General features: G+C 62.8%; 19 protein-coding genes and 3 pseudogenes. 15 read left to right on the top strand and 7 right to left on the bottom strand.

The annotated features are described in order from the left end of the window. Positions 1–251 precede the first annotated feature (251 nt). Positions 252–1,001 (top strand): hypothetical protein, encoded by a 750-nt coding sequence (locus FYJ92_RS12415; protein WP_185260997.1) that lies wholly within the window; start codon positions 252–254, stop codon positions 999–1,001. A 201-nt stretch (positions 1,002–1,202) separates the two neighbouring features. On the opposite strand, the pseudogene FYJ92_RS12410 reads toward FYJ92_RS12415, so the two are convergent. Beyond that, positions 1,203–2,595, bottom strand: a pseudogene (locus FYJ92_RS12410) (IS1380 family transposase). 392 nt (positions 2,596–2,987) lie between these two features. Between FYJ92_RS12410 and FYJ92_RS12405 the strand changes: the two are divergent. The 3 genes and pseudogenes from FYJ92_RS12405 (at position 2,988) to FYJ92_RS12390 (ending at position 8,124) form a co-directional block, all read left to right on the top strand. After that, entirely contained in the window at positions 2,988–3,503 is a 516-nt protein-coding gene (locus tag FYJ92_RS12405; RefSeq protein ID WP_219729661.1) for a recombinase family protein, read from the top strand. A gap of 96 nt (positions 3,504–3,599) precedes the next feature. After that, a pseudogene (locus FYJ92_RS12395) lies at positions 3,600–6,505 on the top strand (Tn3 family transposase). Between the two features lie 62 nt (positions 6,506–6,567). Beyond that, positions 6,568–8,124 carry an IS1182 family transposase gene (locus FYJ92_RS12390; RefSeq protein WP_185260994.1) on the top strand — a complete coding sequence of 519 codons (1,557 nt, stop codon included), beginning with the start codon at positions 6,568–6,570 and terminating at the stop codon, positions 8,122–8,124. Between the two features lie 238 nt (positions 8,125–8,362). Here FYJ92_RS12390 and FYJ92_RS12385 read toward each other — a convergent pair. Both FYJ92_RS12385 and FYJ92_RS19320 read right to left on the bottom strand, forming a co-directional pair. After that, positions 8,363–9,232, bottom strand: a pseudogene (locus FYJ92_RS12385) (IS3 family transposase); the annotation flags it as partial. Positions 9,233–9,252: 20 nt separating this feature from the next. Beyond that, complete coding sequence (locus tag FYJ92_RS19320) at positions 9,253–9,543, bottom strand: transposase (RefSeq protein ID WP_370525957.1); 291 nt, start codon at positions 9,541–9,543, stop codon at positions 9,253–9,255. 52 nt (positions 9,544–9,595) lie between these two features. On the opposite strand from FYJ92_RS19320, the gene FYJ92_RS12380 reads away from it, so the two are divergent. The 6 genes from FYJ92_RS12380 (at position 9,596) to FYJ92_RS12355 (ending at position 14,710) form a co-directional block, all read left to right on the top strand. Beyond that, positions 9,596–9,763: a Tn3 family transposase gene (locus tag FYJ92_RS12380; RefSeq protein ID WP_185260993.1), complete on the top strand. Its 168-nt coding sequence runs from the start codon at positions 9,596–9,598 to the stop codon at positions 9,761–9,763. Positions 9,764–10,154: 391 nt separating this feature from the next. Continuing rightward, on the top strand, positions 10,155–10,553 hold the full coding sequence (locus FYJ92_RS12375; RefSeq protein ID WP_185260992.1) for a hypothetical protein: 399 nt from the start codon (positions 10,155–10,157) through the stop codon (positions 10,551–10,553). Between the two features lie 60 nt (positions 10,554–10,613). Further along, positions 10,614–11,921: an ISL3 family transposase gene (locus FYJ92_RS12370; RefSeq protein WP_185260970.1), complete on the top strand. Its 1,308-nt coding sequence runs from the start codon at positions 10,614–10,616 to the stop codon at positions 11,919–11,921. Positions 11,922–12,457: 536 nt separating this feature from the next. Continuing rightward, a complete protein-coding gene (locus FYJ92_RS12365; RefSeq protein ID WP_185260991.1) occupies positions 12,458–12,706 on the top strand; it encodes a trypsin-like serine protease in 249 nt (82 codons plus the stop codon). An 817-nt stretch (positions 12,707–13,523) separates the two neighbouring features. Next, positions 13,524–14,120: a recombinase family protein gene (locus FYJ92_RS12360; protein WP_185260990.1), complete on the top strand. Its 597-nt coding sequence runs from the start codon at positions 13,524–13,526 to the stop codon at positions 14,118–14,120. Positions 14,121–14,290: 170 nt separating this feature from the next. Beyond that, complete coding sequence (locus tag FYJ92_RS12355) at positions 14,291–14,710, top strand: recombinase family protein (protein WP_255482412.1); 420 nt, start codon at positions 14,291–14,293, stop codon at positions 14,708–14,710. A 14-nt stretch (positions 14,711–14,724) separates the two neighbouring features. Here the strand turns inward: FYJ92_RS12355 and FYJ92_RS12350 are convergent, their stop codons facing one another. Continuing rightward, positions 14,725–17,796 carry a Tn3 family transposase gene (locus FYJ92_RS12350; protein WP_185260989.1) on the bottom strand — a complete coding sequence of 1,024 codons (3,072 nt, stop codon included), beginning with the start codon at positions 17,794–17,796 and terminating at the stop codon, positions 14,725–14,727. Positions 17,797–17,939: 143 nt separating this feature from the next. On the opposite strand from FYJ92_RS12350, the gene FYJ92_RS19315 reads away from it, so the two are divergent. From FYJ92_RS19315 to FYJ92_RS12335, 4 genes are all read left to right on the top strand, one after another. Next, on the top strand, positions 17,940–18,221 hold the full coding sequence (locus tag FYJ92_RS19315) for a site-specific integrase (RefSeq protein WP_219729659.1): 282 nt from the start codon (positions 17,940–17,942) through the stop codon (positions 18,219–18,221). Beyond that, positions 18,211–18,516 carry a helix-turn-helix transcriptional regulator gene (locus FYJ92_RS12340; RefSeq protein ID WP_185260988.1) on the top strand — a complete coding sequence of 102 codons (306 nt, stop codon included), beginning with the start codon at positions 18,211–18,213 and terminating at the stop codon, positions 18,514–18,516. Before FYJ92_RS19315 ends, FYJ92_RS12340 begins: the two co-directional genes overlap by 11 nt. Before the next feature lie 314 nt (positions 18,517–18,830). Then, on the top strand, positions 18,831–19,976 hold the full coding sequence (locus FYJ92_RS19080; protein WP_255482054.1) for a hypothetical protein: 1,146 nt from the start codon (positions 18,831–18,833) through the stop codon (positions 19,974–19,976). Next, complete coding sequence (locus FYJ92_RS12335) at positions 19,916–20,950, top strand: IS1380 family transposase (protein ID WP_370526268.1); 1,035 nt, start codon at positions 19,916–19,918, stop codon at positions 20,948–20,950. The genes FYJ92_RS19080 and FYJ92_RS12335 overlap by 61 nt, the downstream gene beginning before the upstream one ends. Before the next feature lie 172 nt (positions 20,951–21,122). Here FYJ92_RS12335 and FYJ92_RS12330 read toward each other — a convergent pair whose 3' ends face one another. Together FYJ92_RS12330 and FYJ92_RS12325 are read right to left on the bottom strand one after the other, a co-directional pair. Beyond that, positions 21,123–21,686 (bottom strand): hypothetical protein, encoded by a 564-nt coding sequence (locus FYJ92_RS12330; protein ID WP_185260986.1) that lies wholly within the window; start codon positions 21,684–21,686, stop codon positions 21,123–21,125. A 141-nt stretch (positions 21,687–21,827) separates the two neighbouring features. After that, positions 21,828–22,541, bottom strand: coding sequence for an integrase (locus tag FYJ92_RS12325; protein WP_185260985.1), 714 nt, complete (start codon positions 22,539–22,541; stop codon positions 21,828–21,830). 165 nt (positions 22,542–22,706) lie between these two features. Here FYJ92_RS12325 and FYJ92_RS12320 point away from each other — a divergent pair, with 165 nt between their 5' ends. Continuing rightward, entirely contained in the window at positions 22,707–23,438 is a 732-nt protein-coding gene (locus FYJ92_RS12320) for a hypothetical protein (RefSeq protein WP_219729658.1), read from the top strand. Between the two features lie 675 nt (positions 23,439–24,113). Here FYJ92_RS12320 and FYJ92_RS12315 read toward each other — a convergent pair. Continuing rightward, entirely contained in the window at positions 24,114–25,460 is a 1,347-nt protein-coding gene (locus FYJ92_RS12315; protein WP_185260983.1) for a hypothetical protein, read from the bottom strand. Positions 25,461–25,570: the final 110 nt, after the last annotated feature.

Genomic DNA, 25,570 nt, shown 5'->3' with positions numbered 1-25,570 from the left:
CCTACCATGCCGGACCCAATCACCGTGAATTCTCGTGCGCGTGTTCCTGGAGGCAGGAGGACGCTTGAGAAGTAACAAAGGCAAAGGAGCCCCGCTCCGGCAAACACCATACTGGCCGAGACCGGTCTAACCGGATAACTGTCTGTCCAGAAAAACGGCACAACCGTAGCCACGACTGTAAGTACAGCGACAACCAGAGCAGCTATCGCCAGAGCTTGACGCTTTCGAATTCCACCAGGGGAAGGTGATTCTTGTGGCAATTCTTAGACTCCCATCAGTTTCCTAAAGCCCATTCTTCACCAAGACGTAAAGAGGCTCCCGATTATTACAACATTTGCACCACGGGATTTGGTGTGGGATTCATGAACGGGTCGACGCTAGAAACAAGGAATCTGACCGCGGATCACTGCGGTCCCACCGGTTCCACCGGTTCCATCTGGCGTACCGGCATGTCCTCGACGTCACCCATGCTTGGGTTATTTGTAGCAACAAACAGCGGTGGCTCTGATTTGAAGCTGATCCAGCCTCCTGCCCCTCCAGCCGGCGCACCGGTGCATTTTGGTGGCGTCATTTACCACGGTGATCGTTACAGCAACCTGGGGATGGGGATCAAGGGTGCCGTACCTCCCATCCTGAACGACTACTGGTGCACCTCAGGTTCTCGATCAGGCATGGTTTGCATTAACAAAGTGACGTCAATCAACGCGAGCGTCTGTTACGGCGGCCTTGGGATTGGTCCTTGCTACAGCCAACTGGCTTTTTCCGTTCAGCAGGACGGGATCTCCGCAGCAGGAAACGGCGATTCAGGAGGGCCGGTGGTCGCTCAGCGCAAGGGTTATGCATACGCGGCTGGCATCATCAGCGGAATGCAGAATGCCGGCGACAACTGCGAAGGGTTCCCATCCACACCTACCCGTAAATGTAGCGCCACAATCATCACGGCCCCGGTCCAGGCATTCTTTAATGCCAACCCAAACTATGGGATCCTGACCAACGGATAACTGCGCGTCTTAGCCTCGATCTTTCATGAGGCGACGTTTTCAGTGGATCAGGGCTTACTGGCTGCCTGACGGTTGCCATGGTGGCATTTGGGTGTGTCATTTTGACCGCTGGCCTGATGGCGGCTGTCGGTGACGGTTCCACACCGGTCACGGTGATGCTGTTTTTGTTTCTGAGTGAGTGCGGACCGATGGCGGCTGCGTCTATGGCGGGCTCAGCGCCGCGATTCGTTCCATCCCTTTGAGCAGCAGCTTTACCTCCGGTGCTGTCGCGGCGAGGTGCAGGGTTGTTTGGCGGGCATGGCTGGCAAGCTTGCCGCCGATTTCGAACAGCCTTGCCCGGAGTTTCTTGGGCTCCCAACGCCTGGCTTTCGTACCTGTGAAAGCGATCATTTGGGTCCAGGCCATGATCTCAGCGTCGAGCATGACCACGTGGCACCAGAGTTCATTGCCGGTAAAGGCGTGGAAGGGCAGGTTGGCCAGGCCGGTGTCTTTGGCGTTGCGGATCCTGTCCTCGCAGCGCGCCCGGAGGCGGTGGCGGACCTCCAAGACGGCCAGCTGGCCTTTGGTTTGGTTGGTGGCGATGGCCGTGTAGCGGTTGCCGTCGATGTCGGTGATCCGCAGCTGGGCCCCGGCGTGCGGGACTTCCTTGCGGACGATGACACGCATCCCGGCAGGCCAAGAGGACAGGTCCAGCATGCCGGTGATGTCCGCGACCCAGGCGCCGTCACGCTCGACCCCGTCACTGTCATATGCTTTCGTCCACCCGATTTTGGGGACCAATGGCAGGACCTCGGCCACGGCTCCATGGATAGGGAACCCGACCGAGTAGGAGAAGTTGCGGTGTTTGGCGGTCAGCCAGTCCAGGAAGCCGTGGGTGCCGCCGGCGGAATCCGTGCGGATCATGATTTTCCGCCCGGACCGGTACCCCGTGGGGAGTTGTTTGACAGAGTCTTTGACGACCTGGATGTGATCGGCAACCGTGTTGGAACCGGCATTTCCGGGCCGCAGCAGAGTCACGAGCGGCTCACCGGTGCCCAGAATCCCGTGGTCAAGGAAGGAACACAGTGGGTGGAATCCGAATCCTTTCTTCCACGTTGGACGGGCGTCTTCCTTCTCTGAATGGGAATTCAGGAGGGAAGCGTCGAGGTCAATGATCAGCGGGTTCTCCGCGCTCACGCCGTGCAGGGGCGAGTCCTTGCCGGCCTGCGCCCACACATGGGCCCGAGCCTTGGCACGGGCGCCGTTGATGGCCGCCAGCGCCTTGGCAGGCTCTACCGTTGCCAGGATCTTGAACAGCCGGCTGATGGTCGGATCCGAGGCAACGAGCCCGTAGACCTCGGGCTGGTTGCGGAGCCGGTCAATGTCAGAGACGCTGTCGCCGCCCGTGGCCAATGACAGGGCCAGATCGCTGAGGATTTTGCCCGGGTCGTGCGTGGCAAAGGGTTTGCGCCACGGCTCCAGCCTCCGACAAACCAGCACCAAGACCAGCGACCTTCACCATTGAGGTCAGGACCACACCGCCAGCCTGAGACACCACCCCGTCTCCGGAAGAATCAACACGGACAGGCGGGTAAAAACCGGTAAAGTAACTCACCTGCAGGGTGCTCCTGATGTGTCATGAAAAATGTTGTGTGGTAACTACATTTTCCCACGTCAGGGCACCCTTCAGGCTTTAATTACGCGGCCCGGTAACACCCCCGATGAAATCTCGAGGTTAGCTTCTCTCGGGGAGTCCGATACAAGGATGGTCCGGACCTATGGTCCGGGCCATCCTTGTATCGGCAGATCGGCGTCGGGGCATGAGCAACATTCGAACGGTCAGATTGACAAAATCAGTCAGTGGCGGTGGTAAACCGAGTTGGGGCGTTTCATAGGTGACCGCCTATGAAACATGGTGGGTGGTGTGACTGGTTCGGGGCCGATTATGTTTCATAGGATGTTGCATTTGGAATGATGCGTGAAACGTATCTATGAAACAATTTCGGGGTGAGTGATGACTTCGAGCTTGTCGAGGGCAATGACTGCCCTATGTCCTCCTGCGCCGTGCCGGCGGGGTCGCCTTGTCGGACGGGTCGGGGGAAAGTTGCGGTCCAGTACCACACGTCCCGGTTCCGGCTTGTGCCCTCGTTGGCGAAGGCTTTGAGTGTTCCGACATTGTCGGCTCGCCGGCCGGGGTCGGTTTGGGTCGAGTTGCCGCGCCCGGTCGCAGCCGATGCCGCGCCGGCGGGGCATGTGCGCATCGGGTATGCCCGTGCCTCGACCGTGCGGCAGTCGCTGGACGCCCAGCTCGACTCGCTCAAGCGGGCCGGGGTTGCCCGGGTGTTTTCGGAGAAGATCTCGACCAGGGCGACGAAGCGGCCCGAGCTCGAGCGTGCGGTGGCCCTGGCTGGGGAAATGCGGGTTTCCGGTGTGGCAGCCACCATCGTGGTACACGAGCACAAGCGGCTCGGCCCGTCACGAACAATGGAACAGGATCCGGCGCTAACGGTCCTGGCTCGGTGACCTGGGCAAACGCAGCGGCGGTGAACCTCGCCGAGCGATAGCTGGAACGCCTGTAACAGTTCTTCCGTTCTGTGATGTCTGCCGGGTCTTGGCTCTATGTTGGGGTTTATGCCGGTTGAGTTCCTCACTGATGTCCAGGCCGCGGCCTATTCACGTTTCACACAGCCGCCGTCATTGGCGGAGTTGGAACGGTTCTTTTTCCTCGACGACACGGACATGGCGCTGGTGAACAAGCGGCGCGGAGACTACAACCGGTTGGGCTTCAGCCTTCAGCTGGGCACAGCGCGTCTGCTCGGTTCGTTCCTGGCGGATCCGTTGGACGTGCCGACTGAAGCGGTCGATTTCCTCGCCGAACAGTTGGGGTGGCTGACCCGTCATGTCTGAAGGCATACGGGGAGCGGGAGAAGACCCGGCTGGAGCACCAGTGGGAGATCGCCCGCGAGTTCGGGTACCGCGACTTCCCAGCCGTCGAGGCTGAGCTGGTGCGGTGGGTGGACGACCGGGCGTGGAACACCGGGGATGGTCCGAAAGCGCTGTTCGAGGGGGCGGTGGTGTGGCTTCGGGAACGGCGGGTCCTGCTGCCAGGGGTGACTATTCTCGCGCGACTGACCGCACGGGTGCGTGACGAGGCGATGCAGCGGTTGTGGGAGGTTATGGCCTCGATGCTGACGGCCGAGCAAGCCCGGCTGGTGGAGCGGCTGCTGGAGGTTCCCGAGGGTGCGCGGGTTTCGGATCTGGAGCGGTTGCGGAAGGCGCCACGGCCGCCGTCCGGGCGGAACATGGTCAAGTCCTTGGATCGGGTGGCTGAGGTGGCTGGGTTGGGGGTGGGGGCGTTGGGCCTGGACGCGGTGCCGCATCGGCGGGTGGTGGAGCTGGCCCGGTGGGGCATCTCGGGGACCGCCACGGCGCTGCGCCGTCATCGGCGTTCCCGCAAACTCGCCACCATGCTCGCCACTGTGGTGTATCTGGAGGCCAAAGCGACTGACGACACCCTGGAAATGTTCGATGTCCTGATGACCACCGATCTGCTCGCTCGGGCGGAGCGGGAGTCCAAGACGGAGAAGCTGCGACGCTACCCGCGGTTGTCCAAGGACGCCGCGAAGTGCGCCGCCGCGGTGGAGGTGATGCTGGCTTCCACCGAATGGGGCGAGGAGATCACCATCGAGTTGCTGTGGGACGCGATCGAAAGCGTGGTCTCGCGCGCCGAGCTCCGCACTGCGGTGACCAACCTGAGCGACGTCATCCCCCCGCCGGACGCCGACCCGAACGGGGACTGGCGGGCCACACTGGTGACCCGGTTCGCCGCGGTGCGGGGATTCCTGCCGCTGCTCACCGAGGTAGTCGCATTCGGGGCTACGGTCGAGTCCACACCGGTGCTCGACGCGATGCGTGCCTTGCCTGCGTTACTCGCGGCCAAGGCGAGCAAGCGTGTACCGGCCGGGTTCCTCGATGCACGGCTGGTTGCGGTGGACCTGGTACCGGCAGGGTGGTGGCGACCGCTGGTGTTCCGGCCCGGACGTCCCGAAGGCACCGTGGACAGGGCAGGGTACGTGTTCTGTGTGCTGGAGCAGTTCCACCGGCACCTCAAGCGCCGCGACATCTACGCCGCTGCCTCGACCCGGTGGGCTGACCCTCGGGCACAACTGCTGACCGGGGCAGCGTGGGACGCCGCCCGTGGCCCCGTCCTCAACGACCTTCAGCTTCCCTTGGCCCCCGCCGAGCTATTGGCCAGCCGGACGGGCGACCTCGATGCGGCCTGGCGCCACGTGGCCGCGGGGTTGGACGGTGACGCCGGGGTCCGCATCGATGACGAGGGGCGCCTGCACGTGAAGAAGGACCCTGCGATCACGGACCCGCCGAGCTTGACCGACTTGCGCAAACGCTGCGAGGCGATGATGCCCCAGGTTGACGTCGGTGAGCAGATCTTGGAGGTAATGACCTGGGAGCCAGATTTCTTCAAGGCGTTCACCGCCGCATCCGGCGGGCAGACCAGGCTGGATGACTTGCACGTCACGATCGCGGCAGCGTTGACCGCGCAAGCGCTCAACGTCGGTTTCACCCCCGTCATCTCCGGGGCCCAGGCCCTGACCCGGAGCCGGATCAGTCATGTGGACCAGAACTACCTGCGGGCGGAGAGCTACGCCGCAGCCAACGCCTCCCTGATCACTGGTCAAGCTGAGGTGGCGCTGGCTCAGGCATGGGGCGGCGGGCTGGTCGCCGCGGTCGACGGGATCCGGTTCGTCGTCCCGGTCCGCAGCGTCGACGCCCGCCCGAACCCGAAATACTTCGGCCGGGGCCGCGGCGTGACCTGGCTCAACATGGTCAATGACCAGTCGGTGGGCCTGGCCGGGCGGGTTGTGTCCGGAACCCCGAAGGATACCCTGCACGTGGTCGACCTGATCTACAGCCAAGACGGCGGCCGCCGACCGGATGTGATCATCACCGACTCCGGGTCTTACAGTGACATTATCTTCGGGCTACTCCAGCTCCTGGGCTTCGACTACCGGCCGCAGCTGGCCGACCTGCCTGACGCGAAGCTGTGGCGGACTGATCTGGACGCCGATTACGGACCGCTCAACAGCGCCGCCCGCGGCAGGATTGACCTGACACGAATTGACCGGCGGTGGCCAGAGATCCTGCGGGTGGTCGCTTCGATCCACACCGGTGCGGTCAGCGCCTACGACGTCATCCGGATGCTGCAACGCGATGGCCGCCCCACGCCGCTCGGGGACGCCTTCGCGCACTACGGGCGGATCTTCAAGACACTGCACGTTCTTCGTGTCGTCCAGGACGAGTCATACCGGCGCGAGATCAAGGGCATGCGCAACCTCCAGGAAGGTCGCCATGACCTGGGCCGGCACCTCTTCCACGGCCGCAAGGGCGAACTTCGCCACGGCTACCGAGAGGGCATGGAAGACCAGCTCGGCGCGCTCGGACTGGTTCTGAACTGCATCACCCTTTGGAACACCGTCTACCTCGACCGTGTCCTAGGACGGCGCTGATTAATCCGGCACTTTAAGGCGCGCCTCCGGGCGGATTCCCGGGGATGGTTAAGACTTGGTGCGTGCAGGGTCGTGATGATGGTCAGCGTCAGCTTTTGGATGTCGGTGCTCTGGCAGGGCATATGCTCCCGGCCGGGTCGGTGTTCAGGTTCCTCGCCGAGCACCGGCACGAACTGTTCCCCGATGAGGCCTTCGCGGACCTGTTCGTCTCCGGACGCGGCCGCCCCTCGACCCCGGCGGACGTGATCGCTTCGGTCATGGTCCTGCAGACCCTCCATAATCTCTCCGACCGCGAAACCGCCGAGGCATTGACGTTTGACCTGAGGTGGAAGGCGGCGTGCGGGTTCGGCCTGGATCAGGGCGCGTTCCATCCGACGGTGTTGACGTATTGGCGTCGGCGCCTGGCGAAAAGTGACCGTCCGCACCGTATTTTCGAGGCCGTCACCCAGGTCATCGCCGGCTCGGGTGCGCTCTCCGGGCGCAGGCGCCGGGCCATTGATTCGACAATCCTTGAAGACGCTGTGGCCCGGCAGGACACGGTCACCCAGCTGATCGCGCAGATCCGCCGGGTCGGCCGGGAAATCCCCGGCGCGGACCTGGTGGTGACGGGTCTGGCCGGCCATGATTACTCCAAACCGGGAAAACCGGACATCGCCTGGGATGACAAGGGTGCCCGCGATGATCTCGTGTCGGCGCTGGTCACCGACGCCCTGACCCTGCTGGGCAGTATCGATGCCGAATCCCTGGACGAGGCGCAGCAGGAAACACTTGCACTCCTGGCCTTGGTCGCAGGGCAGGACGTCGAGCCGGCCGAAGGCTCCGACGGCACGGACGGTCGGTGGAGGATCGCCCGCAAGGTCGCCCCGGACCGGGTCATCTCCACCGTTGACCCGGACGCCCGGCACGCGCATAAGAGCCGGCAGAAGAAGATCGACGGGTTCAAAAGCCACGTCGTGATCGAGCCCGAGACCGGCCTGGTCACCGCCGCGGCCCTGACGAAAGCGGCCGGGCCGGAGAACAGCGACGCGGCCCGCGGTGCCGAACTCGTCGCCGCCGACACGAGCATCGGAACGCAACAGGCCCAGGTGCTGGGCGATTCCGCCTACGGCAGCGGCGAGCTGCTGGCCGCTCTCACGGCCGCCGGGCACACCCCGGTCATCAAACCGATGCCGCTGGGCCGTGCCGTCCCCGACGGGTTCACTGTCGATGACTTCACCATCGACTATGCCGCGAACACGGTGACCTGCCCGGCGAAGATCACCCGTGCGATCAGTGCGAAAGGACGGGTAAGTTTTGGTGGAGCCTGCGCATCGTGCCCGCTGATGAGCCGGTGCACGACGGCGAAGAACGGGCGGAAAATGCAGATCCACCCGCACGACCGGCTCCGCCGAGAACACCGGGCCAAGGCTACTGACCCGGAGTTCCTGGCGGACTACCGGCAACACCGGCCGATGGTCGAGCGCTCGATCGCGTGGATGACCCGCGGAGCCAGACGCGTCCCTTACCGCGGGGTCACCAAGAATAATGCTTGGTGGATGACCCGTGCTGCCGGAATCAACCTCAAACGACTCCTCAACCTTGGATTGACCGGCCAGAACGGGGCGTGGGCGCTTGGATAAGACCCCGGACCAGGACCGCCACGGAGAGAACGGCCTGAACAGCCGCCAGAGACCCCGCGGAGTGCCCAAGACTGGCGACGGACCAGGATTTCAGCCCCGCAGCGCCCCAACCGACGTCCGGCTCCGGCACAAAAAATGGCCCTCCGGAAAACCCGGGCGTCCTAGATCCGCCTAAATCAGCAGGCTCCTAGACTGAGGTGTGTCAAGGATGTGAGACAGTCGCGTAGTTTCTTTTTGGTCATGCAGCCGCGGGTAGCGGTTGCGCGGTGGAGGTGAAGGCCGCCATTGCGGTGGCCGGCGGCAGTCCGTCATTGTTGCTGTGGGGCCGCCAACGGTTGTAGAACACTTCGATGTACTTCATCACTCCGCGCCGGGCCTCCTGTCGGGTCGTGAAGCTGTGGTGGTGGTAGAACTCGTTTTTCAGGGATGAGAACGCCGATTCGGCCACTGCATTGTCCCAGCACACTCCGGTGGCTCCCATGGACTGTCGGACGCCGTTCCCGGTGCACCAGACGCTCATTTCCCGGGAGGTGTATTGCGTTCCTCTGTCGCTGTGGAAAATGGCGCCAGGCTGCAGGTGACCGCGGTCCCTGGCCATCTTCAGCGCCCCGGTAGTCAGGGAGGCGCGCATGTGCTCAGCCATCGCCCAGCCGACGACCATGCGCGTGCACAGATCGATGACGGTGGCCAAGTAGAGCCAACCCTCACCGGTGCGCAGGTATGTGATGTCCCCGACCAGACGCGTTCCCGGGGCGGCGGAGGTGAAATCCCGCCCGATGAGATCCGCGAAGACCTTGTCCGGATCCGAGGGAATCGTCGTGCGCTTGAACGCCCGCATCCGCTTCGCAGCCCAGCCGTTCTCTGCCATGATGACCGCCACGGTTCCCACCGATACCTCGATGCCGGCAGCGGCAAGTTTCGTATGGACCATACGGTGCCCGAAAATCCCGTCGGAGGAATCGAACATGACCTTTACGTGTTCCGTCAGCTCCCGGTGCCGGGCCGCCGTCGGGGACTCTTCCGCAGCCAGCCACCGGTAATAGGAGGCCCTGGAAATGCCCAGCCGCCCACACATCCATTGGACGGGGAACTGCGCGTTCTTCGTCTGAACAAGGCGGTAGAGATCCTCTACCGTTGTTCTCTGGCGAAGAACGCTGAAACTTTTTTTAGGAAGTCATTTTCCCTCTCCACTTCACGCAGCCGGGCTTCCAGTGCCTTGTATTTCGCTGGATCCACCGGGTCATCTGGTTTGCCCCCGCCCTCCGGTTGGCCCTCATTATGCAGCCGCACCCAGCGTTTCAGAGCGGTGACGGAAATCCCCAGTTCCGGCGCAACCGACGCCGGCGAACGTCCCGAGGAAATCACCAACGCAACAGCATCGGCCTTGAACTCATCGGAATAGGTTGGTCGAGCAGACATGGGCACAATCCTTTCAAACTGTGTCTCACATCAGTAGTACACCTCAGACGCCTTGCGAGCGACCGGCTATCCCGTGCTCGACGCCGACGTCGCCCGGCTTTCGCCCTACATGCGCAAACACATCAACGTCCACGGCCACTACTCATTTTTACTACCCGAGCTCCTCGACGGTAGACGACCGCTGCGCGATCCAGACGCCGCCATTGCCGAGGAAGACTAACCCCAGCCGAGGATGGTGGGAATCGTTAGCCCTGGGCCATGATCCAGTGCTGAGCTTCGATGGTGGCGATGCGTCGGTAAAGGCCCGGTACTCCTGTTGCTGTCCCTACCCGACAAGTAACTTGACAGAGACTTGTATTGGGGGGTCGTGTCCTTCAGCATGGCTGCGTGAGCAACAAGCTTCTTCCGGACTAACGCCTGGAAGAGGCTCGGAATAGCGCAGTTCGGTTTAATCCTTTGACGTTTCTTCGGAAGTCGAGTTAGCCTTTGGGCATTGGGGGTGCTTTTGTTTTGCGTCCGTACCACCATGGGCTGGTACGGGGGTTCAGCGCAGTTCTCTTGACCAGCCTTTCCCGGCACCATACGGTGCTTCGACGATTGGATGGTCTCGAATGAAAAAACACAGAATACTTGCCCTGCTGGGCGCCTCGATCATTACGCTGGCGGGTATTACCCCCGCCTCCGCCGCACCAAGTGAGCCAGCGGGAAATCTTGTCTCCAATACGCCGGTTAGTTCAGAATCCATAGCGCCGTTGGTCACCAGGGCGGCAGGCGAAAACGGGTTCAAGGACCGGTTGGTCTTCTGGTCAGTCCAGGACGGAGCCGTGCGGGTTGGCCTGACCTCGGTGACGGGTCAGGAGCGGGCCGCGTTGCAGCGGTTGCTGCCGCTTCCAGTCATGGTGACCAAGGAAGAGCCAATCGTCACCATGGATAAGAGGCTCTTCCGAATGCAGAGTGTAGCCGGGGTTGGCGCGCGTGACTTCCGAGGCCGGGAAGTTGGTTCGGCATAGGTGAGGGCCTTGGGTAAGAATCGGAGTGTCTAGTTCTGATTTTTCTACCGCAAGGCCCTCGTGTTTAAAACTACCTTTCAATGCCCTGACCTGACTACTTTCTGCCGCTTGGACGAGCTTGGCTTGGAAGCGACCGGGCAGTTCCTTGCTGCCGATCGTGCCGTGATCGCCTGCCGTGTGGTGGCCACGGACGAATGGTGCCGCAAGTGCGGTTGCCAAGGCATCCCGCGGGACACAGTGACCCGGGAACTTGGCCATGAACCCTTCGGCTGGCGGCCAACCACCTTGCTGGTACGAATCCGTCGCTATCGATGTACCGGGTGCGGGCATGTATGGCGGCAAGACACGTCCCAGGCGGCCGAACCACGGTCAAAGCTTTCCCGTCGCGGCCTGGTGTGGGCGTTGGAAGGCATCGTGTGTCAGCACCTCACCGTGGCCCGCGTCGCCGAGGGCCTGGGTGTGTCCTGGAATACCGCGAACAAGGCTGTACTGGCTGAAGGGCGGCGTGTGCTGATCAATGACCCCAACCGCTTCGACGGGGTGAAGATTATCGGCGTTGATGAGCATGTGTGGCGACACACCAGGCATGGAGACAAGTACGTCACCGTCATCATTGACCTGACCCCGGTTCGCGACAAGACCGGCCCGTCCCGGCTGCTGGATATGGTCGAGGGCCGTTCCAAACAGGTCTTCGCTACTTGGCTGAAACAACGTCCTCAAGCGTGGCGGGACGGGGTGGAAGTCGTGGCCATGGACGGCTTCTCCGGGTTCAAGAGTGCCGCGTCCGAAGAGCTGCCTTCCGCTGTTGCGGTGATGGATCCGTTCCATGTCGTCCGTCTTGCCGGCGACGCACTCAATGACTGCCGTCGCCGGGTTCAGCAAGCCACGTGCGGGCACCGGGGACGGGCCGGGGATCCGCTCTACAAGGCCCGGCTGACGCTGCATACCGGTGACGGGTTGCTGACCGAGAAACAACAAAAGCGAATTGCTGACCTCTTCGCCGAGGAGAAGCATGTCGAGGTCGAAGCGACGTGGGGCGCGTATCAACGCATGATCGCCGCCTACCGGGAGAAGGACCAGGATCAAGGTAAGAAGCTCATGCAGGCCCTCATTGACTCCCTCAGCTCTGGGGTCCCCGCCGCCCTGAAAGAACTGAAAAAGATGGGCGGAACACTCAAACGCAGGGCAGCAGACGTGCTCGCGTACTTTGACCGACCAGGCACCTCCAACGGCCCAACGGAGGCAATCAACGGACGTCTGGAACACCTGCGCGGCTCTGCCCTCGGCTTCCGCAATCTCACCAACTACGTCGCCAGATCACTGCTGGAATCTGGAGGATTCAGACCGAAACTACACTCTGCATTCTGAAGAGCCGGATAAGACGACTCCTGTCAGCGGGCCGGTCACGTCCAAGCTGGTTGCCGGTCCGGAAAAGCCCGGCGCCCAGTCTGCGTCACTCGTCTCGCCGATGGCGGGGCCCGTCACGAGCCCGCCTTTGATTGACAGCACCCCATACTACGGCGGGGACAGATTGGTACGCACCTATTCCTCAGGAGGTACGACATATGTCCAGCAGTGCACAGCTGGCGGGGTCTACACCAGCGGCGGCACGCTGAAGATGTCAACCGCCGGCCACTGCGGACCCACCGGGACGGTCTGGCTTCAGGGGTACTTTGACGCGGCTGCCCAGCAGGTGTACTATACCGGAACCATGGGCAATACCATCGCTTCCCAGTACGGCGGAGGGGCCATCGATGCGGCCATGCTCTCAGGCAACTCCTATGCTCCGAGTATCTGGACCTCAGCCACATCTTCACTTCCCGTAGTGGGACAGGCCGCAGTGGGAAACGGAACGCAAATATGCAGTGATGGCTCATTCACCGGCTTCGTCTGTGGAGGTACGAGTGGATCTCGTTGACATTTGCACCATCTACACGGATGGCAACACAGTATGCGGACTGGACCGGGCAACGGCGTCCTACCGGCTCGTTCAATCCGGTGATAGCGGGGGGCCTGTTGTGGTAAATAACGGGGGAAGTTCGGCCAGCATGGCCGGCATCATCAGTGGCGGAACAGCATCAGGGACCACCTTGTATTTCACGCACATCAACAAGATCGTCAACACAAAGGGTGTGGCGGTTGCTCACTACTAAGAGCCCTTGGCCACGAGGTGCACGGTACCGTGTGACCGCGGTTTTCGTGTGCCTCGTGGCCATTCTTACGTCCTGCCGTCAGGAATCGGTACCGGGCGGGGCAATCGCGCCGCCCGCGTTCCCGAACGGACTTCCGGTTATTGAATCGTCCAAGGTCAGGTCCCTGACCGTAATCCCCTGGACATTGAACAGGGTAGATGAATCTGAGCGCAGAATTTACCTCACAACCCAAAATTTTGAATGCAGCTATCCAGACGGGGCATCTGTTGTCGAGAGCGAGCAATCGATCACGCTCAAAGTGCTCGGAACACCCGCGGGGGGACCTTGTACGCAGCAATTGATTACGTTCATAACATATGTCCAGCTGCCGAATCCGATTAACGCAAGGAAGATCCTCGGCAGCGACTAGCGACGCTTGCATCGGACGCTCGATGGCGGCGAGCTGGCCTGGATCTGGGTTCATCCGCTCCGGCGCGGCTCCAAGAAGAAGTACACGCTTTGGCTCGCGAATCGCCTCCGCGACGAGTACGGGACTTTGATTCCACGATCTGAAGACATCACTTCCGGAGCCATCACCCCCGCCGGGCGTCGGTTCTTAGATCATCTCTTCCCGGCTCCGCAGCCCTGACCTGTCGGAGACGAATGGTCAGGAACCGGTGTCCCGCAAACGTACAGCTTTTCAAGACACTGTTCTGGATCTGAGGAGGGGTTAGCGGCCGGCTGAGAAAGCCGGGCTCGCTTATGTCTCGGAAACACGTCTCACCACAAATCGTCTCAGCGGCGCCCAGTGAGGGACTTTTTGAGTCAGAATGGCCTAATGAGGCATTTGGGTTATACGCGAGTTAGTACTTCGAGCCAGGATGCCAAGCTGCAGCTCGACGCACTGGTCTCCGCCGGCGTGCAGAAGCGCGACGTTTTCGCCGACGTGACCTCCGGAAGTAAGACGGCGATCGAGCGGCCTGGGATGAAGAGGCTCCTCGAGTACGCAGAGGAGGGCGACACAGTCGTTGTGTGGCGGGTCGATCGGCTGGGCCGGTCATTGATCGACGTGCTGAACACAGTGAACCTGCTGAGGGAACGCGGCGTCCAGGTCCGATCCATCTCCGACGGTATTGACCCGGCGACCTCGACGGGCCGGCTGATGCTGAACATGCTCGCCACGTTGGCCGAGTATGAGCGCGAGTTGATTGTCGAGCGTGTAAATGCCGGCATCGCCGCTGCCAGGCAGAACGGGACACGCTTTGGCCGGCCGCTGACTGATCCGATTGTCATTGCGGACAAGCTAGTGATCGCGCAAGACGCCCGGGCGAAGGGACGCACCGCGGAAGACGCGGCCCACCTCGTCGGCTGGAGCCGTGCCACTCTCTACCGCCACCAGCAAACCCTCGCCACCCGCGAGAGCACCACGATGTAGGTGTTCTTGTACGGCGAAGAGCGCTGGAAAGTCCTTCGCGGCGCATAGCCGCGGGTCAGTCAGCGAACGTCTTAGTCCGCACGGAGAACGATTCGTTGGATGCAATCGCGGCGTCTTTACGCCCCGAACATGAGCGAGGGCCGTTAGCGCCGGATCCTGTTCCATTGTTCGTGACGGGCCGGCTCGGCCGCGGCCTGGAACTGGCGATGCTCGCCGAGCGGTTGAAGGCGTCCGGTATCGGCTTGGAGTTCCTCTCCGGGGAGTTGCAGGGCCTGCACGACCCGTCGGGGGTCGTGTTCACGGTGCTTGCGGCGTTGTCGGGAATGGAACGTGAGTACATTCGTACCCGCACCTTGGAGGGGCACGAGTCTGCCCGGGCGCGGGGCAAGACGATTGGCGGGGCATCGGTGACCGACGAGGCGATGCTCGCCCTCGCGTTGTACTTGCGCGAGCAGCAGCATAGTCTGCGCGATATCGCAGGCCGGCTGGTCATTGCAAAGGGCAAGAGGAAGGGTGGGCACCCATCGCCGGCGACGGTGCTGCGTATGTTCCGTGAGCACGGCGAGAAGGCCGTGCCATCGGAGGAATGAGCCACCACGCCCGCTCATTCGTCGTCTTCGTCGGTGGCGTCCGGGTCCCGCAGTTCGCGGATGGTTCCTGGTTCCATGTCGGGCAGAACAAAGCTGTAGGTTCCATGCACGCTCAAATGGGTTCGGACGAACGGGGACAATCGGGCCATGTCCTCCTCACGTACGGGGTAGCCCTGGGCTTTGAGTTGTCGCACGGCGGCGTCGAGATAGACGCTCGTCCACAGCACGACGCAATTCAGGACCAGGCCCAGGGCCCCGAGCTGGTTCTCCAGACCGCGTTCGTACCGGTGGTACAGCTCGCCTTTGCGTCCGTGGCAGATCCTGCGGGCCAGATCGTGGCGGCCTTCCTGGAGGTTGCGCACGCCTTTGATGTCGCGGCGGTAAGACTCGTCGACGTCGATATAGGCCAGGATGTGCAGGGATTTGAAGATCCGGCCATAGGAGGCGATCGCCTCACCCAGGGCGGTAGGATGCCCGTCTCGCTGAAGCATCGTCACCACGTCGTAGGCGCGCACGGTGCCGGTATAGATCGAGGCGACCACGCGCAGGATGTCGTCCCAGTTCCGACGGACCTTCTCCAGGTCGATGCGGCCCCTCGCGAAGGTGTTCAGCGGGCCGTAGTCGGCCTCGGGACGGATGCGCCAGCCTTTCTGGTCGGGCAGGTCAGCCAGAGCCGGCCGGTAGGAGATACCGAGCAGTTCGAGCAACCCGAACACCAGATCCGAGTAGGACCCGGTATCGGAAACGACGATCTCGGGCAGACTGCCGCCGTCCATACCGAAGATGACATCGACCATGTGCAGGGAGTCCCGCACGGTCCCCGCCACGATTTTCGCGCCGCGGCCCATGCCCCGCTCGCTCATCGCATTCAGCCACGTCATGCCACGTTTGGGACCGAAGTACTTACAGTTGGGGCGGGCGAACACGGCCGGCACCGGGACCACGAAACGCATCCCGTCGACCGCGGCGACCATGCCGCCACCCCACGCCTGGGCAAGCTCAAGACCGGCCTGCCGGGCGAGCAGCGGGACGTTCGCGGCCGCAAGAGTTTCAGGGCGCACGTAGTTCTGGAACACGTGCGATAGGCGCGAGCGTTCCAGTGCCGGCACGCCTTTCTTCGCGATCGGCCGGTACCCGACGTTCATCGAGTGGGCTGCCAGGCACGCGGCCAGCGACGTCGGTAAGTCCTCCAGCCGGGACCGTCCCCCGGAGACGGCCGTGAAGGCCGCGGGCAGCTCAGGGACCCACGTCATGACCTCCAGAATGGCTTCCGGAAGATCGATGCGCGGAAGCATCGCCGTGCTTCTGGTACGCAGGTCAACCAGCGACGGCGGTTCCTCGAGCGCCTTCAGGCCGGTCAAGTGGATCTTCCCGTCATCGTCGATACGGACCTCGCTGTTGACGATGAGGCGGTCGCCGACCTCCCGGTAAGCTTCCTCCAGCGCCTGGGCGTGCCCGGCCAGGAGCACGTCCGGGTCCTCGGGCAGACTCAAGGTGGTCAGCACATCGGCACGGATCGCCTCCCACCGGGCACCCTCGAGCAGCTGCGCCTGCGGGTTGCGCCACTTCGTCGAGGCCTCGGCGTAGATCTCGCGGCGCTTCAAGTGCCGCCAGAACTGCTCCAACACGCAAAAAGCGTAGGCATGGCGGTTCACCGCACCGTCCTCGTGGGCCCCGAATACCAGGTGCCGCCACGGCCCGTTCACTATCTCGGCGTTGATCAACCGTCCGGGGATCAATGGTGCAGGCAGGCGGCCCCTGTACGCCAACACTTCGGGCAGGGCCTGCATCGCGTCCAACACGGGCGTACCCTCAGCATTCGCCGCGAACTCGATCGTCTGCGGCAGCATCTTCACAAACCCCGAAATGCTGGCGTACCGCCCCGTCAACTCCGCCCGCCAGTCATCGGGGTCCGGGCCGTTGACCGGCGGAACATCCTCACCCACCACGACAAGGGCCGCGCGCAGTTCGGCCCGGGAAACAACCGATTCGATGGCCTCCCACACCTTCGACACCCGCGGCGGCTCCGATTCCGAGACGGCCCACTGATCGGATTCAAACAACGCCTGCACTGCTACCGCCAAACGGGCTGAAGCCCTCGCCAGGCGCGGGTGCTTACGGACCTTCGCCCTGTCCGAAGCACTATGGGCCTTGTTCAACAGCTCGGCTGTCATCAACAAATCCAGCAGCTCCAGGGCGTTATCGACCGACGCGCCCTCCAGATGCCGGACCGTGGCCAACAATGTCGCCAGCCGACGCCCCGGCGGGTGCCTGCGGATCAGCGAGGCATCCGCGCTCATCCCGTACCTGGCAAGCCCTCCCAGACGACGCGGCGGCAACAGCTTCTCAGCGCCGATGTCCGCCAGTCCCAGTCCCATGATCTCGGACACCTGATCCAAAGCCTTGATGATCACCAGCCCGCTCCCGCGCGGCGGCGGACCCTTACGCCAACGCTCCAGATCCGAAACCCGCTCTCCCGGCCTGACCTCCAGCAGCCGGTCCAGGGCAAGCCGCTGACCGGGCGTGAGCAGGAGTTCGAGCTCGTTCCACAGCCGCTGGTTCGTGTCCTCGCGGACCTTCGCAACCAGCCGCGTCAGCGTCGTCACCCCGGGCAGCAGCACCTTGCGTTCCCTCAGCCACGACACGCCGTCGTGGAAGATCGCCTTCGGCCCGTCCCCGGACGTCCACGACCGGGCCGCGATCCACTCAACGAACTGTTCCTCGACGTCCGCGAAGTCCTTCCACCCGAACGCCTGCCGGATCTCCCACTGGTGCTCGAACCGGGTTTTCTCCCGCTCTACATACCTTTTAAGGCACGACGGATCGGCCACGCCAACCTGCCCGGCAACGAAATCGACGACAGCGGTTGGAACATCCAGGGGATCTTCCAGGAAAGCACCCAAATGACGAACAGTCGCAAGCTGGAGTCCAAACCCGAGCCTCATATGCTCGCCTCGACGCCGTCCTATCAGCACCAGGTCCGCGTCGTCGAGGAAGAACACCCGATCCAGATCCGCCTGCGCCACCGTCGCAGCGTACCGACCATAGGCCCCAGCTTCAGCATCACTCAGAAACTCCACCGGCATGAAGTGAGGGTATCCCACGACACCGTCCACAACCCCGAAAAACCCACCAACATTGGAACGGTCAGTGGCGCCAAGCAGGCGACTAAACCCTCACTACCGCCACTGACCGTTCCGATGTTGCTCAAGCCCCTATCCGTAACCGGTTGGCTCACTTGCTCGAGCTTGAGCAGGCGGCCCGCGGCGAAAACCACACAGGCCCGGCTACGCTGGTCAGGTTCAGCCCGCACACGCTGCGTCATGCCTGCGCGACCCGAAATTACGAACGTGGCGTTGACCTCGTTGCTATCCAGCAGATGCTGGGGCATTGGCACGTGGGGACGACGATGCGGTATGTGACGCCGTCGGCGACGTTCATCGAAGATGCTTACCGCCGGGCGGTCTCAGGGACTCTGGCTGAGCTGAGAGGAGAGGGAGATGGAGATTAGGTGGCGGCTGCGGATGGCTGCAGCACAGCGGGAGATCTGGACCGGGGCGCAGTTGCGCCGGCTCCTGGCCGAACGCGCCGGCCTTGAGCTGTCCTCGGCATCTGTATCGGCCCTGTTCGCCAAGCAACCCAGCCAAGTCAAGCTCGACACCCTCGCCGCGCTCTGCACGGCGCTGGAGTGCACCCCCAATGACCTGATCGAGGTCGACACCACCCCGGTTACGCAGCCGGTGAAGCAGGCCCGGGCCAAGGCCGAGCCGAAGGCCGCCCGCGGCCGCTCGATGCCGCCGCTGTGAGCGGCTATCGCCGGTGTCTGGGCTGCCCGGCACCGGTGAAATTCCGGGACCGGGACCACTGCCACGCCTGCCATCGCCGCGCGGAACGCGCCGCCCTGAAGCGGGCCTGCGTCGAGTGCGGGCAGTCAAGCCATCTACAAGAAGGACGATGCGCTGGATGCGTCCGCGCCGCCGCGCCGCGCAAACCGGCCAAGACCATCACTTGCAGGCACTGCGGCCAGCAACGACGCAACGCCGGGCGTGGGCTATGTAACCGGTGCCTGCTCGCGGACCCGGACCGGCCGTTTCGATATGCCGCGTCGCTGGCTCAACGGATGCAGCCGCCACCGCCGTGGTGGAACCTGCTGGTGGATTTCGCCGCCGCCCGATATCACCCTGGCGGGACGATGGCGGTCCTACGCGAAACCGGACGCATTCTGGTCGTCAACCCGGCCGTGACTCCGCACCAGCTCCGCCGCGCGGCCGGCGCAGTGATCAGCGCAACGACCGAACGTGTCCTGGCCACATTCTTCACCAGCCAGAGCCTGACCCTGGCGCAGTCGGACACCCCGGAGCGCGCGGCTGCGACGCGCCAACGGCATCTGGACGCCATCCCTACCCCGCTACGCCAGGCCGTCGCGCAGTACAACGACGCCCAGGTCACCGAGCAGGACCGCCGGACCCGCACCGGTCGGCAGACTCTGAGCGACATCACGCTCGCGACCAGACTGCGCATCCTCCGCGACCTCGCCGGGCACATGTGCGCCGGGCGCCCGGTGACCGGATGGGCCGAAGTGACCACCGCTGACCTGGAAGGCTTCCTTGCACGCAGACCCGCCGCCCTGCACCAGCAGACTTATGTCCTGCGGCGGTTCTTCGCCTGGGCCAAGGGTCGCCGGCTTGTCCTGGCCAACCCCGCTCGCTCACTGGCCCTCGGAGCCCAGCCTGCCTTTACCGGCATCGTGCTGGATCTGGCCACCCAACGTTCACTGTTCCGCCGATGGACGACAGACACCATCCGCCCGCAAGAGCGGCTGGTCGGTCTGCTGGCACTCCTGCACGCCGCCACCAACGCCGAGATCCGCGCGCTCACCCTCGCTGACATCGACCTCGCCCGCCAGGCACTGACCCTGCACGGTCGACCCTCCCCGGCCCCGATGGATCCCGCGACATGGGCTGCAGTCCAAGCGTGCCGCCGGGATCGGGAGGCAATCGGCACACTGAATCCTCACCTCATCGTCAGCCGGATCACCCGGAGCCGAGACACCCCGGTCGACACGAGCTACATCACGCGGCTGCTCGCCCCGGCCGGCACCAACCCCGCCGTCTGCCGCCAGACCCGCCTGACCCAGCTCGTCACCGACCTCGACCCCAAGCTCACGGCCACCGAGCTGGGCATGCAAGACACCGGACTCGTGCGATACCTCGCCGACAACGTCGACCGCGACCGGCTCCACCGAAGCCCGACCAACACACCCTGAACCAACCCGGGCGCTGCAGGCACGACCTTGCACAACTTGCCACGAACCTGGGCGAGTCAGAGAAGGAAGACGCCCGTCCAACGTGGAAGAAAGGATTCGGATTCCACCCACTGTGTTCCTTCCTTGACCACGGGATTCTGGGCACCGGTGAGCCGCTCGTGACTCTGCTGCGGCCCGGAAATGCCGGTTCCAACACGGTTGCCGATCACATCCAGGTCGTCAAAGACTCTGTCAAACAACTCCCCACGGGGTACCGGTCCGGGCGGAAAATCATGATCCGCACGGATTCCGCCGGCGGCACCCACGGCTTCCTGGACTGGCTGACCGCCAAACACCGCAACTTCTCCTACTCGGTCGGGTTCCCTATCCATGGAGCCGTGGCCGAGGTCCTGCCATTGGTCCCCAAAATCGGGTGGACGAAAGCATATGACAGTGACGGGGTCGAGCGTGACGGCGCCTGGGTCGCGGACATCACCGGCATGCTGGACCTGTCCTCTTGGCCTGCCGGGATGCGTGTCATCGTCCGCAAGGAAGTCCCGCACGCCGGGGCCCAGCTGCGGATCACCGACATCGACGGCAACCGCTACACGGCCATCGCCACCAACCAAACCAAAGGCCAGCTGGCCGTCTTGGAGGTCCGCCACCGCCTCCGGGCGCGCTGCGAGGACAGGATCCGCAACGCCAAAGACACCGGCCTGGCCAACCTGCCCTTCCACGCCTTTACCGGCAATGAACTCTGGTGCCACGTGGTCATGCTCGCCGCTGAGATCATGGCCTGGACCCAAATGATCGCTTTCACAGGTACGAAAGCCAGGCGTTGGGAGCCCAAGAAACTCCGGGCAAGGCTGTTCGAAATCGGCGGCAAGCTTGCCAGCCATGCCCGCCAAACAACCCTGCACCTCGCCGCGACAGCACCGGAGGTAAAGCTGCTGCTCAAAGGGATGGAACGAATCGCGGCGCTGAGCCCGCCATAGACGCAGCCGCCATCGGTCCGCACTCACTCAGAAACAAAAACAGCATCACCGTGACCGGTGTGGAACCGTCACCGACAGCCGCCATCAGGCCAGCGGTCAAAATGTCACACCCAAATGCCACCATGGCAACCGTCAGGCAGCCAGTAAGCCCTGATCCACTGAAAACGTCGCCTCATGAAAGATCGAGGTTAAGGACCGCCGACCACATCGATGACTCCGCCCAGCGTCCCCGCAACGATCCAAGGAACCCCAGCACGCTGGCACCCCCGGCCTCCCGAAGCGACGTCACCCCTTGGTCTTCAAGATAGAGAAGGTACCCGCGAGCCTCGCGGTCATAAGAGTTCCGGGTGTTCACCGCCAGGTGGCGTTGCCCCATCTCAACTGACCACCCGGCCAGCAGCCGGCAAAGCTCCTCGGACCGCGGAGCGGCCTTGCCACCACCTCGCGGCATCATGGAAAGATCCACCGAACCGGTCAGAAGGTACGAATCCAGCAACCTCACCAACCGGCCGTACGACTTTCGACGCTGGTCACTGAACCTGCCGGTCCGCGGGCTCGTGGTCATCGAGGCGAATTCCGCACCCAACCCCACGGTATAAGGGCCATCCTGTTTCCGGGCGAGCAACTCCAGGCGGCGAAGCCATTTCCTGTATTCCAGCATCGTCGACTGCTTGTAGCCCGCCGCTTCCAAGGCGGCCACCACCAGCTCGCCAAGCCCGATAACTGTCGACTCCATGATGCCTTCCCTTCGTTGGGTCTATGGACACGACGAAGGTAACGCCAAAATCGAGGCAAAGCGCTAAACCGAGGAAAAGTTCCGGAATCCCCGGAAACCCGGGACAAAACCGGCATCGCTCGGCTCAGTGTTTTCCTCGGCTTAATCGGTGTCCAGGCCAACCAGGGGGAACGGCAGCCGGGCTATGACCTCGTCCATGGCTGCGAGTACCCATTTGTGCGCGCCGTTGCGGACCGCGACGTTCTCGGTCCAGCCCGTGAACACGTCGGTGGCGGTCAGAGTCCTGGCGAATTCCCCGGCCAGGGTGGGACCGCAGTGGACGACCATGTCCGCTTCGATGAACCCCGGCGCCTGTTCGTGTTCGTCCCCGGCTTTGCGGACCGTGATGGAGTTCCGCAGCAGCGGCCCGGCTTTGGTCGCGGATAGGCCCTTGGGCCTGGCGGCGTCCCTGGTGGGTTTGAGGAGCCGGTCGATCGTGGCCCCGGAGACCGTCATCAGCTGCGCCGCCACGGCCGGGGTCAGCCTCTTCGCGTCGAGCTCCCCGAAGGCTTCCAGCTTGGGCAACCACAGGTCCATGGTCGCGGCCAGGTATTTTCCTGAGGGCATCCCGGCGAGCCGCCACACACTGATCAGGACCTTCAAGGTGTCATAGCCGTAGGTCCGCCCCCGCGGCTTCCGCACGACCGATCTTGCCGGGCCTTTGCGTTTCCGCGCGGTGGACAGTGCCCGGCGGGCGTTGGCCCTGGACCACCCCGTGACAGCCACAAGCTCGTCCAGAATCAGCCCCTTGGCAGTCTTCGACGACTTCGCATAATCGGTTGCGTGCTTCTTCGTGATTTCCCTACGCGTTGCCATCGACAGGTCCATCCCTCATCGTCACCGCCGTGCCCGTAGCGGCCCGTGATTTCGCGAGCGTTTCTCAAATGAGGCATGCACCCCGTTTCGCGAGCATTATAGGTGAGTCTCGTCGCCTTGTTGACCGCGTGGCGACGGCGATCGATGATGGAACAGGAGGTCGGCGTGAAAAATTTCTTGTTGACGGGGACGTTGGCGATCCTCCTCTCTGGTTGCTCCGTGGGCCCGCCATCCGCCCAGCCGGGAAGCGCGCCCACTCCGGCTGTATCGTCTGGCAGAAGTTCAAGTCAACAGGACCAGCGGCTGGCTTTCTTTTGCACAAGTCTCGATAATTCGCCGGACGTTCAGTTATCGAGCCTTGAGGAGGTCTGGGCGGCGAGCAATTACCTGCGCATGGAATCATGTGTGGTTACCTACGTTGGTCCGCAACCATACCGGCCCACGGTCGAGGAAGCCGCCGCTATCGAGATCGCGAATTCAGGAGGCGCTGACTCTTCCGCTGGACTCGACGCCTATTTGACCGCCGTCGAGCTCTGCACACGCGTCAGCGATGAGACAGCTCCGGGCGGCTTTGCTGACAACCGGTCAGAGATTCTGCGCGCGGCCGCCCAGGTGTGTCCTGATGGTCCGCAAGGAAAAATTATCCAGGCGTGGGCTGACGGCACGCGGGTAGGTGACGGTCGGCATATCGCGGGTGTCTCCATAGAACCAGGAAGGTACGTCCTGGATAAGGGTAAGGCAGGCGCTGAAGGAGAAGAATGCACCTGGGCTGTTGCCGGTGCTGATGGCCTGGTGAGCGACCGGAACGGCTCTGCATCGGGGCTGGATGAAGTGACCCTGGACGATGGAGAAATTTTTACTAGTGACAAATGCGGAATTTGGGGGAAAATTGACTAACTCGGCCTAAACGGCCGAACTCGGAATTGCATGCGGAGCTGGGGAGCATCCCAAAGAAATTGGGGCTCCATTGTGGATATCCGCAGGCGTACCGTCGTTCAGATGGCTTTTGCTACCTTAGTCCTAACCAGTTGTTCCACTGCGGCCTATCTTGAACCCGTCCAAGTGGCGGCGTCGGCCGGAGCACGAGGTGAGGCTGCAAACCGAATACCGCCTGAGAAGCCTGAGCCAAAAGCACGGTATCAGTTCGATTGTTTCGAGGTCGGGGGCTCCAGGATTGGAACGCTCTCCAGTCTGGAAGAAGTGTGGGCTTCGTCGAGATACATGCGCATAGCGAATTGCGAGGTCACCTACGTAGGGGGTGGTCCCCACATCCTCACCCCGGAAGAGGAAACGGCAGTGCACGTTGCAATTACGGCCGGTGCCCCAAGCGACGACAGGTCAGCCCTGTTCCTGCGTATCTTGAAGGCGTGCATTCGCACCGATCCACGGGAGCTGGACACTCGTTTGTCAGAGCTAGGAGCTCCAGTCATCAAGGGCGCGCTTGCGTTTGCCCCTTTGGCGCCACAATCCGTCCTGCTGGAACGGTGGCTACAGAGCGCCTGAAACGTTAGAAATTCGGGACGCGGCCAGGCTGTGCGCGGCCGTTGCGGCTCAACACGCGTCACGCTGTGACTAGCCCAGCAGGGCATTCATGGCATTGACCACTGTGGCCTCCACCCCATTGCTTCCTCCCCTGAAATGGGCCAGATGCCCGTAGACGGTCATTGACCCGCCACCAACGCCGGGGTGATCGGGATCCCATCCGCCTTCATAGCTCCCGTAGGGCATATAGGGAGGCAGGAACTCGTTACTCGGTATGTAACAGCATGATTCGTTGGCATAACCACCCACGACGATGCCATTCGCGCCGCCGTGCCCGGCCCTGAAGTAGGCGGCATAGCCGCTGACAAGCTCCCCGCCAACCATCGCAATCTTTAATTGGGGGCTGCCCGAAAGCTTCCATACTTGGAAGGGTGAGGGGACAAAGGTGGGGAGGTTGTTGCTGTCGATCCGTGCGATCATTCCCTGCGCATGCCTTTGGTACCAGAGTGGCTGCCCTTCAGGATTGCCAAGCCTTGCGACGAATGCTGCACGGACGCCGACGAGATTTGCCGGAGTCAAAGTGATATCGAGGGGGAGCCGGACTTCCTGATAATAGGTCAGCAGGGGCCCAGTTATCGTTCGGCCTGGGCTGGACATGGCCGAACTCACGGCAGTTCCCAAGGAGTTCCCGTGCTGGTCCCGCAAGGCCCAGCCGCGGGCCCCGAGCGGATCCTGATCACCTGATGCTCCCTGAAGGAAAAGGGCGAAGCAACCGGCGGTTTGATTTTCAAGGTAGTTGCATGCGGCGGCGGGAAAGTCGCCATCGAACAGCGTGCGCCACCCGGCACTCACTGGATGGCACGCGTAACTGAAAATAACAGCCCGCGGAACCCCGTTGCTGCGCCGGGCTACAAGGATCGGGACGGCCGTCTCGGTGTAAGGGAGACCAACCCTGTTGGCCGCATAATTCTGGCTGGCCACTTTGTAGTCAAGGGTGACTGCGGTCCGTGGAGCCGCAAGGACCGTGCCAACCAAAGCCACGATCTTGTCCTCTAGTGCAGAGCCGTAGCTTCTGATGAGCGTGAGGTCGGACAAGCCGTAGGAAATATAGGGCTGGAGCGAGTCGATCAGAGCCGGGCCGTTGTGGGTATGTGTTGCCTGCAAAAGAATCTCGCTGCTCTGCCAGCTAGCGAGGGCCAGAATCCGGGCCCGGATTCTCTGGTGCATCGCACGGGGGAAAGCAAGCAGATCCGCGCTCAAAATGAGATGCGGGAAAGTGTCTTCCCAAAGGACAATGGCCCGGGCATATAGCGGCTGGTAAGGTGTGCTGCTGGTGGCGATCCGTCCCCCGTCTACCGTTCCATAGCCGGCCATAAAGGGATTGGTGCTGAGTGTCGGCGTGATGTCGACCTTGGCCGTTGAAACGCTAAACGCCATGTCCGGATCGCTCCTTGTATCGGCGCTCCCGGTGGACGTCGGTCCCAGTGCTCAGGATCAGGATCCAAGGTGCGCAACGCGGCAAGTAGGTGAAATATGCTTCATTAGAC

Source organism: Pseudarthrobacter sp. NBSH8 (assembly GCF_014217545.1).
Taxonomy (GTDB): domain Bacteria; phylum Actinomycetota; class Actinomycetes; order Actinomycetales; family Micrococcaceae; genus Arthrobacter.
Note: the sequence above shows the minus strand (reverse complement) of the source record. Positions and strands in the feature narration are given on the sequence as shown.

Bases quoted from the DNA above. Each gene is read 5' to 3' on its own strand.
- FYJ92_RS19320 (WP_370525957.1), bottom strand. From the start codon at position 9,543: ATGTCTGCTCGACCAACCTATTCCGATGAGTTCAAGGCCGATGCTGTT.
- FYJ92_RS12375 (WP_185260992.1), top strand. From the start codon at position 10,155: ATGAAAAAACACAGAATACTTGCCCTGCTGGGCGCCTCGATCATTACG.
- FYJ92_RS12360 (WP_185260990.1), top strand. From the start codon at position 13,524: ATGAGGCATTTGGGTTATACGCGAGTTAGTACTTCGAGCCAGGATGCC.
- FYJ92_RS12350 (WP_185260989.1), bottom strand. From the start codon at position 17,796: ATGCCGGTGGAGTTTCTGAGTGATGCTGAAGCTGGGGCCTATGGTCGG.
- FYJ92_RS12340 (WP_185260988.1), top strand. From the start codon at position 18,211: ATGGAGATTAGGTGGCGGCTGCGGATGGCTGCAGCACAGCGGGAGATC.
- FYJ92_RS19080 (WP_255482054.1), top strand. From the start codon at position 18,831: ATGCAGCCGCCACCGCCGTGGTGGAACCTGCTGGTGGATTTCGCCGCC.
- FYJ92_RS12330 (WP_185260986.1), bottom strand. From the start codon at position 21,686: ATGGAGTCGACAGTTATCGGGCTTGGCGAGCTGGTGGTGGCCGCCTTG.
- FYJ92_RS12325 (WP_185260985.1), bottom strand. From the start codon at position 22,541: ATGGCAACGCGTAGGGAAATCACGAAGAAGCACGCAACCGATTATGCG.
- FYJ92_RS12315 (WP_185260983.1), bottom strand. From the start codon at position 25,460: ATGGCGTTTAGCGTTTCAACGGCCAAGGTCGACATCACGCCGACACTC.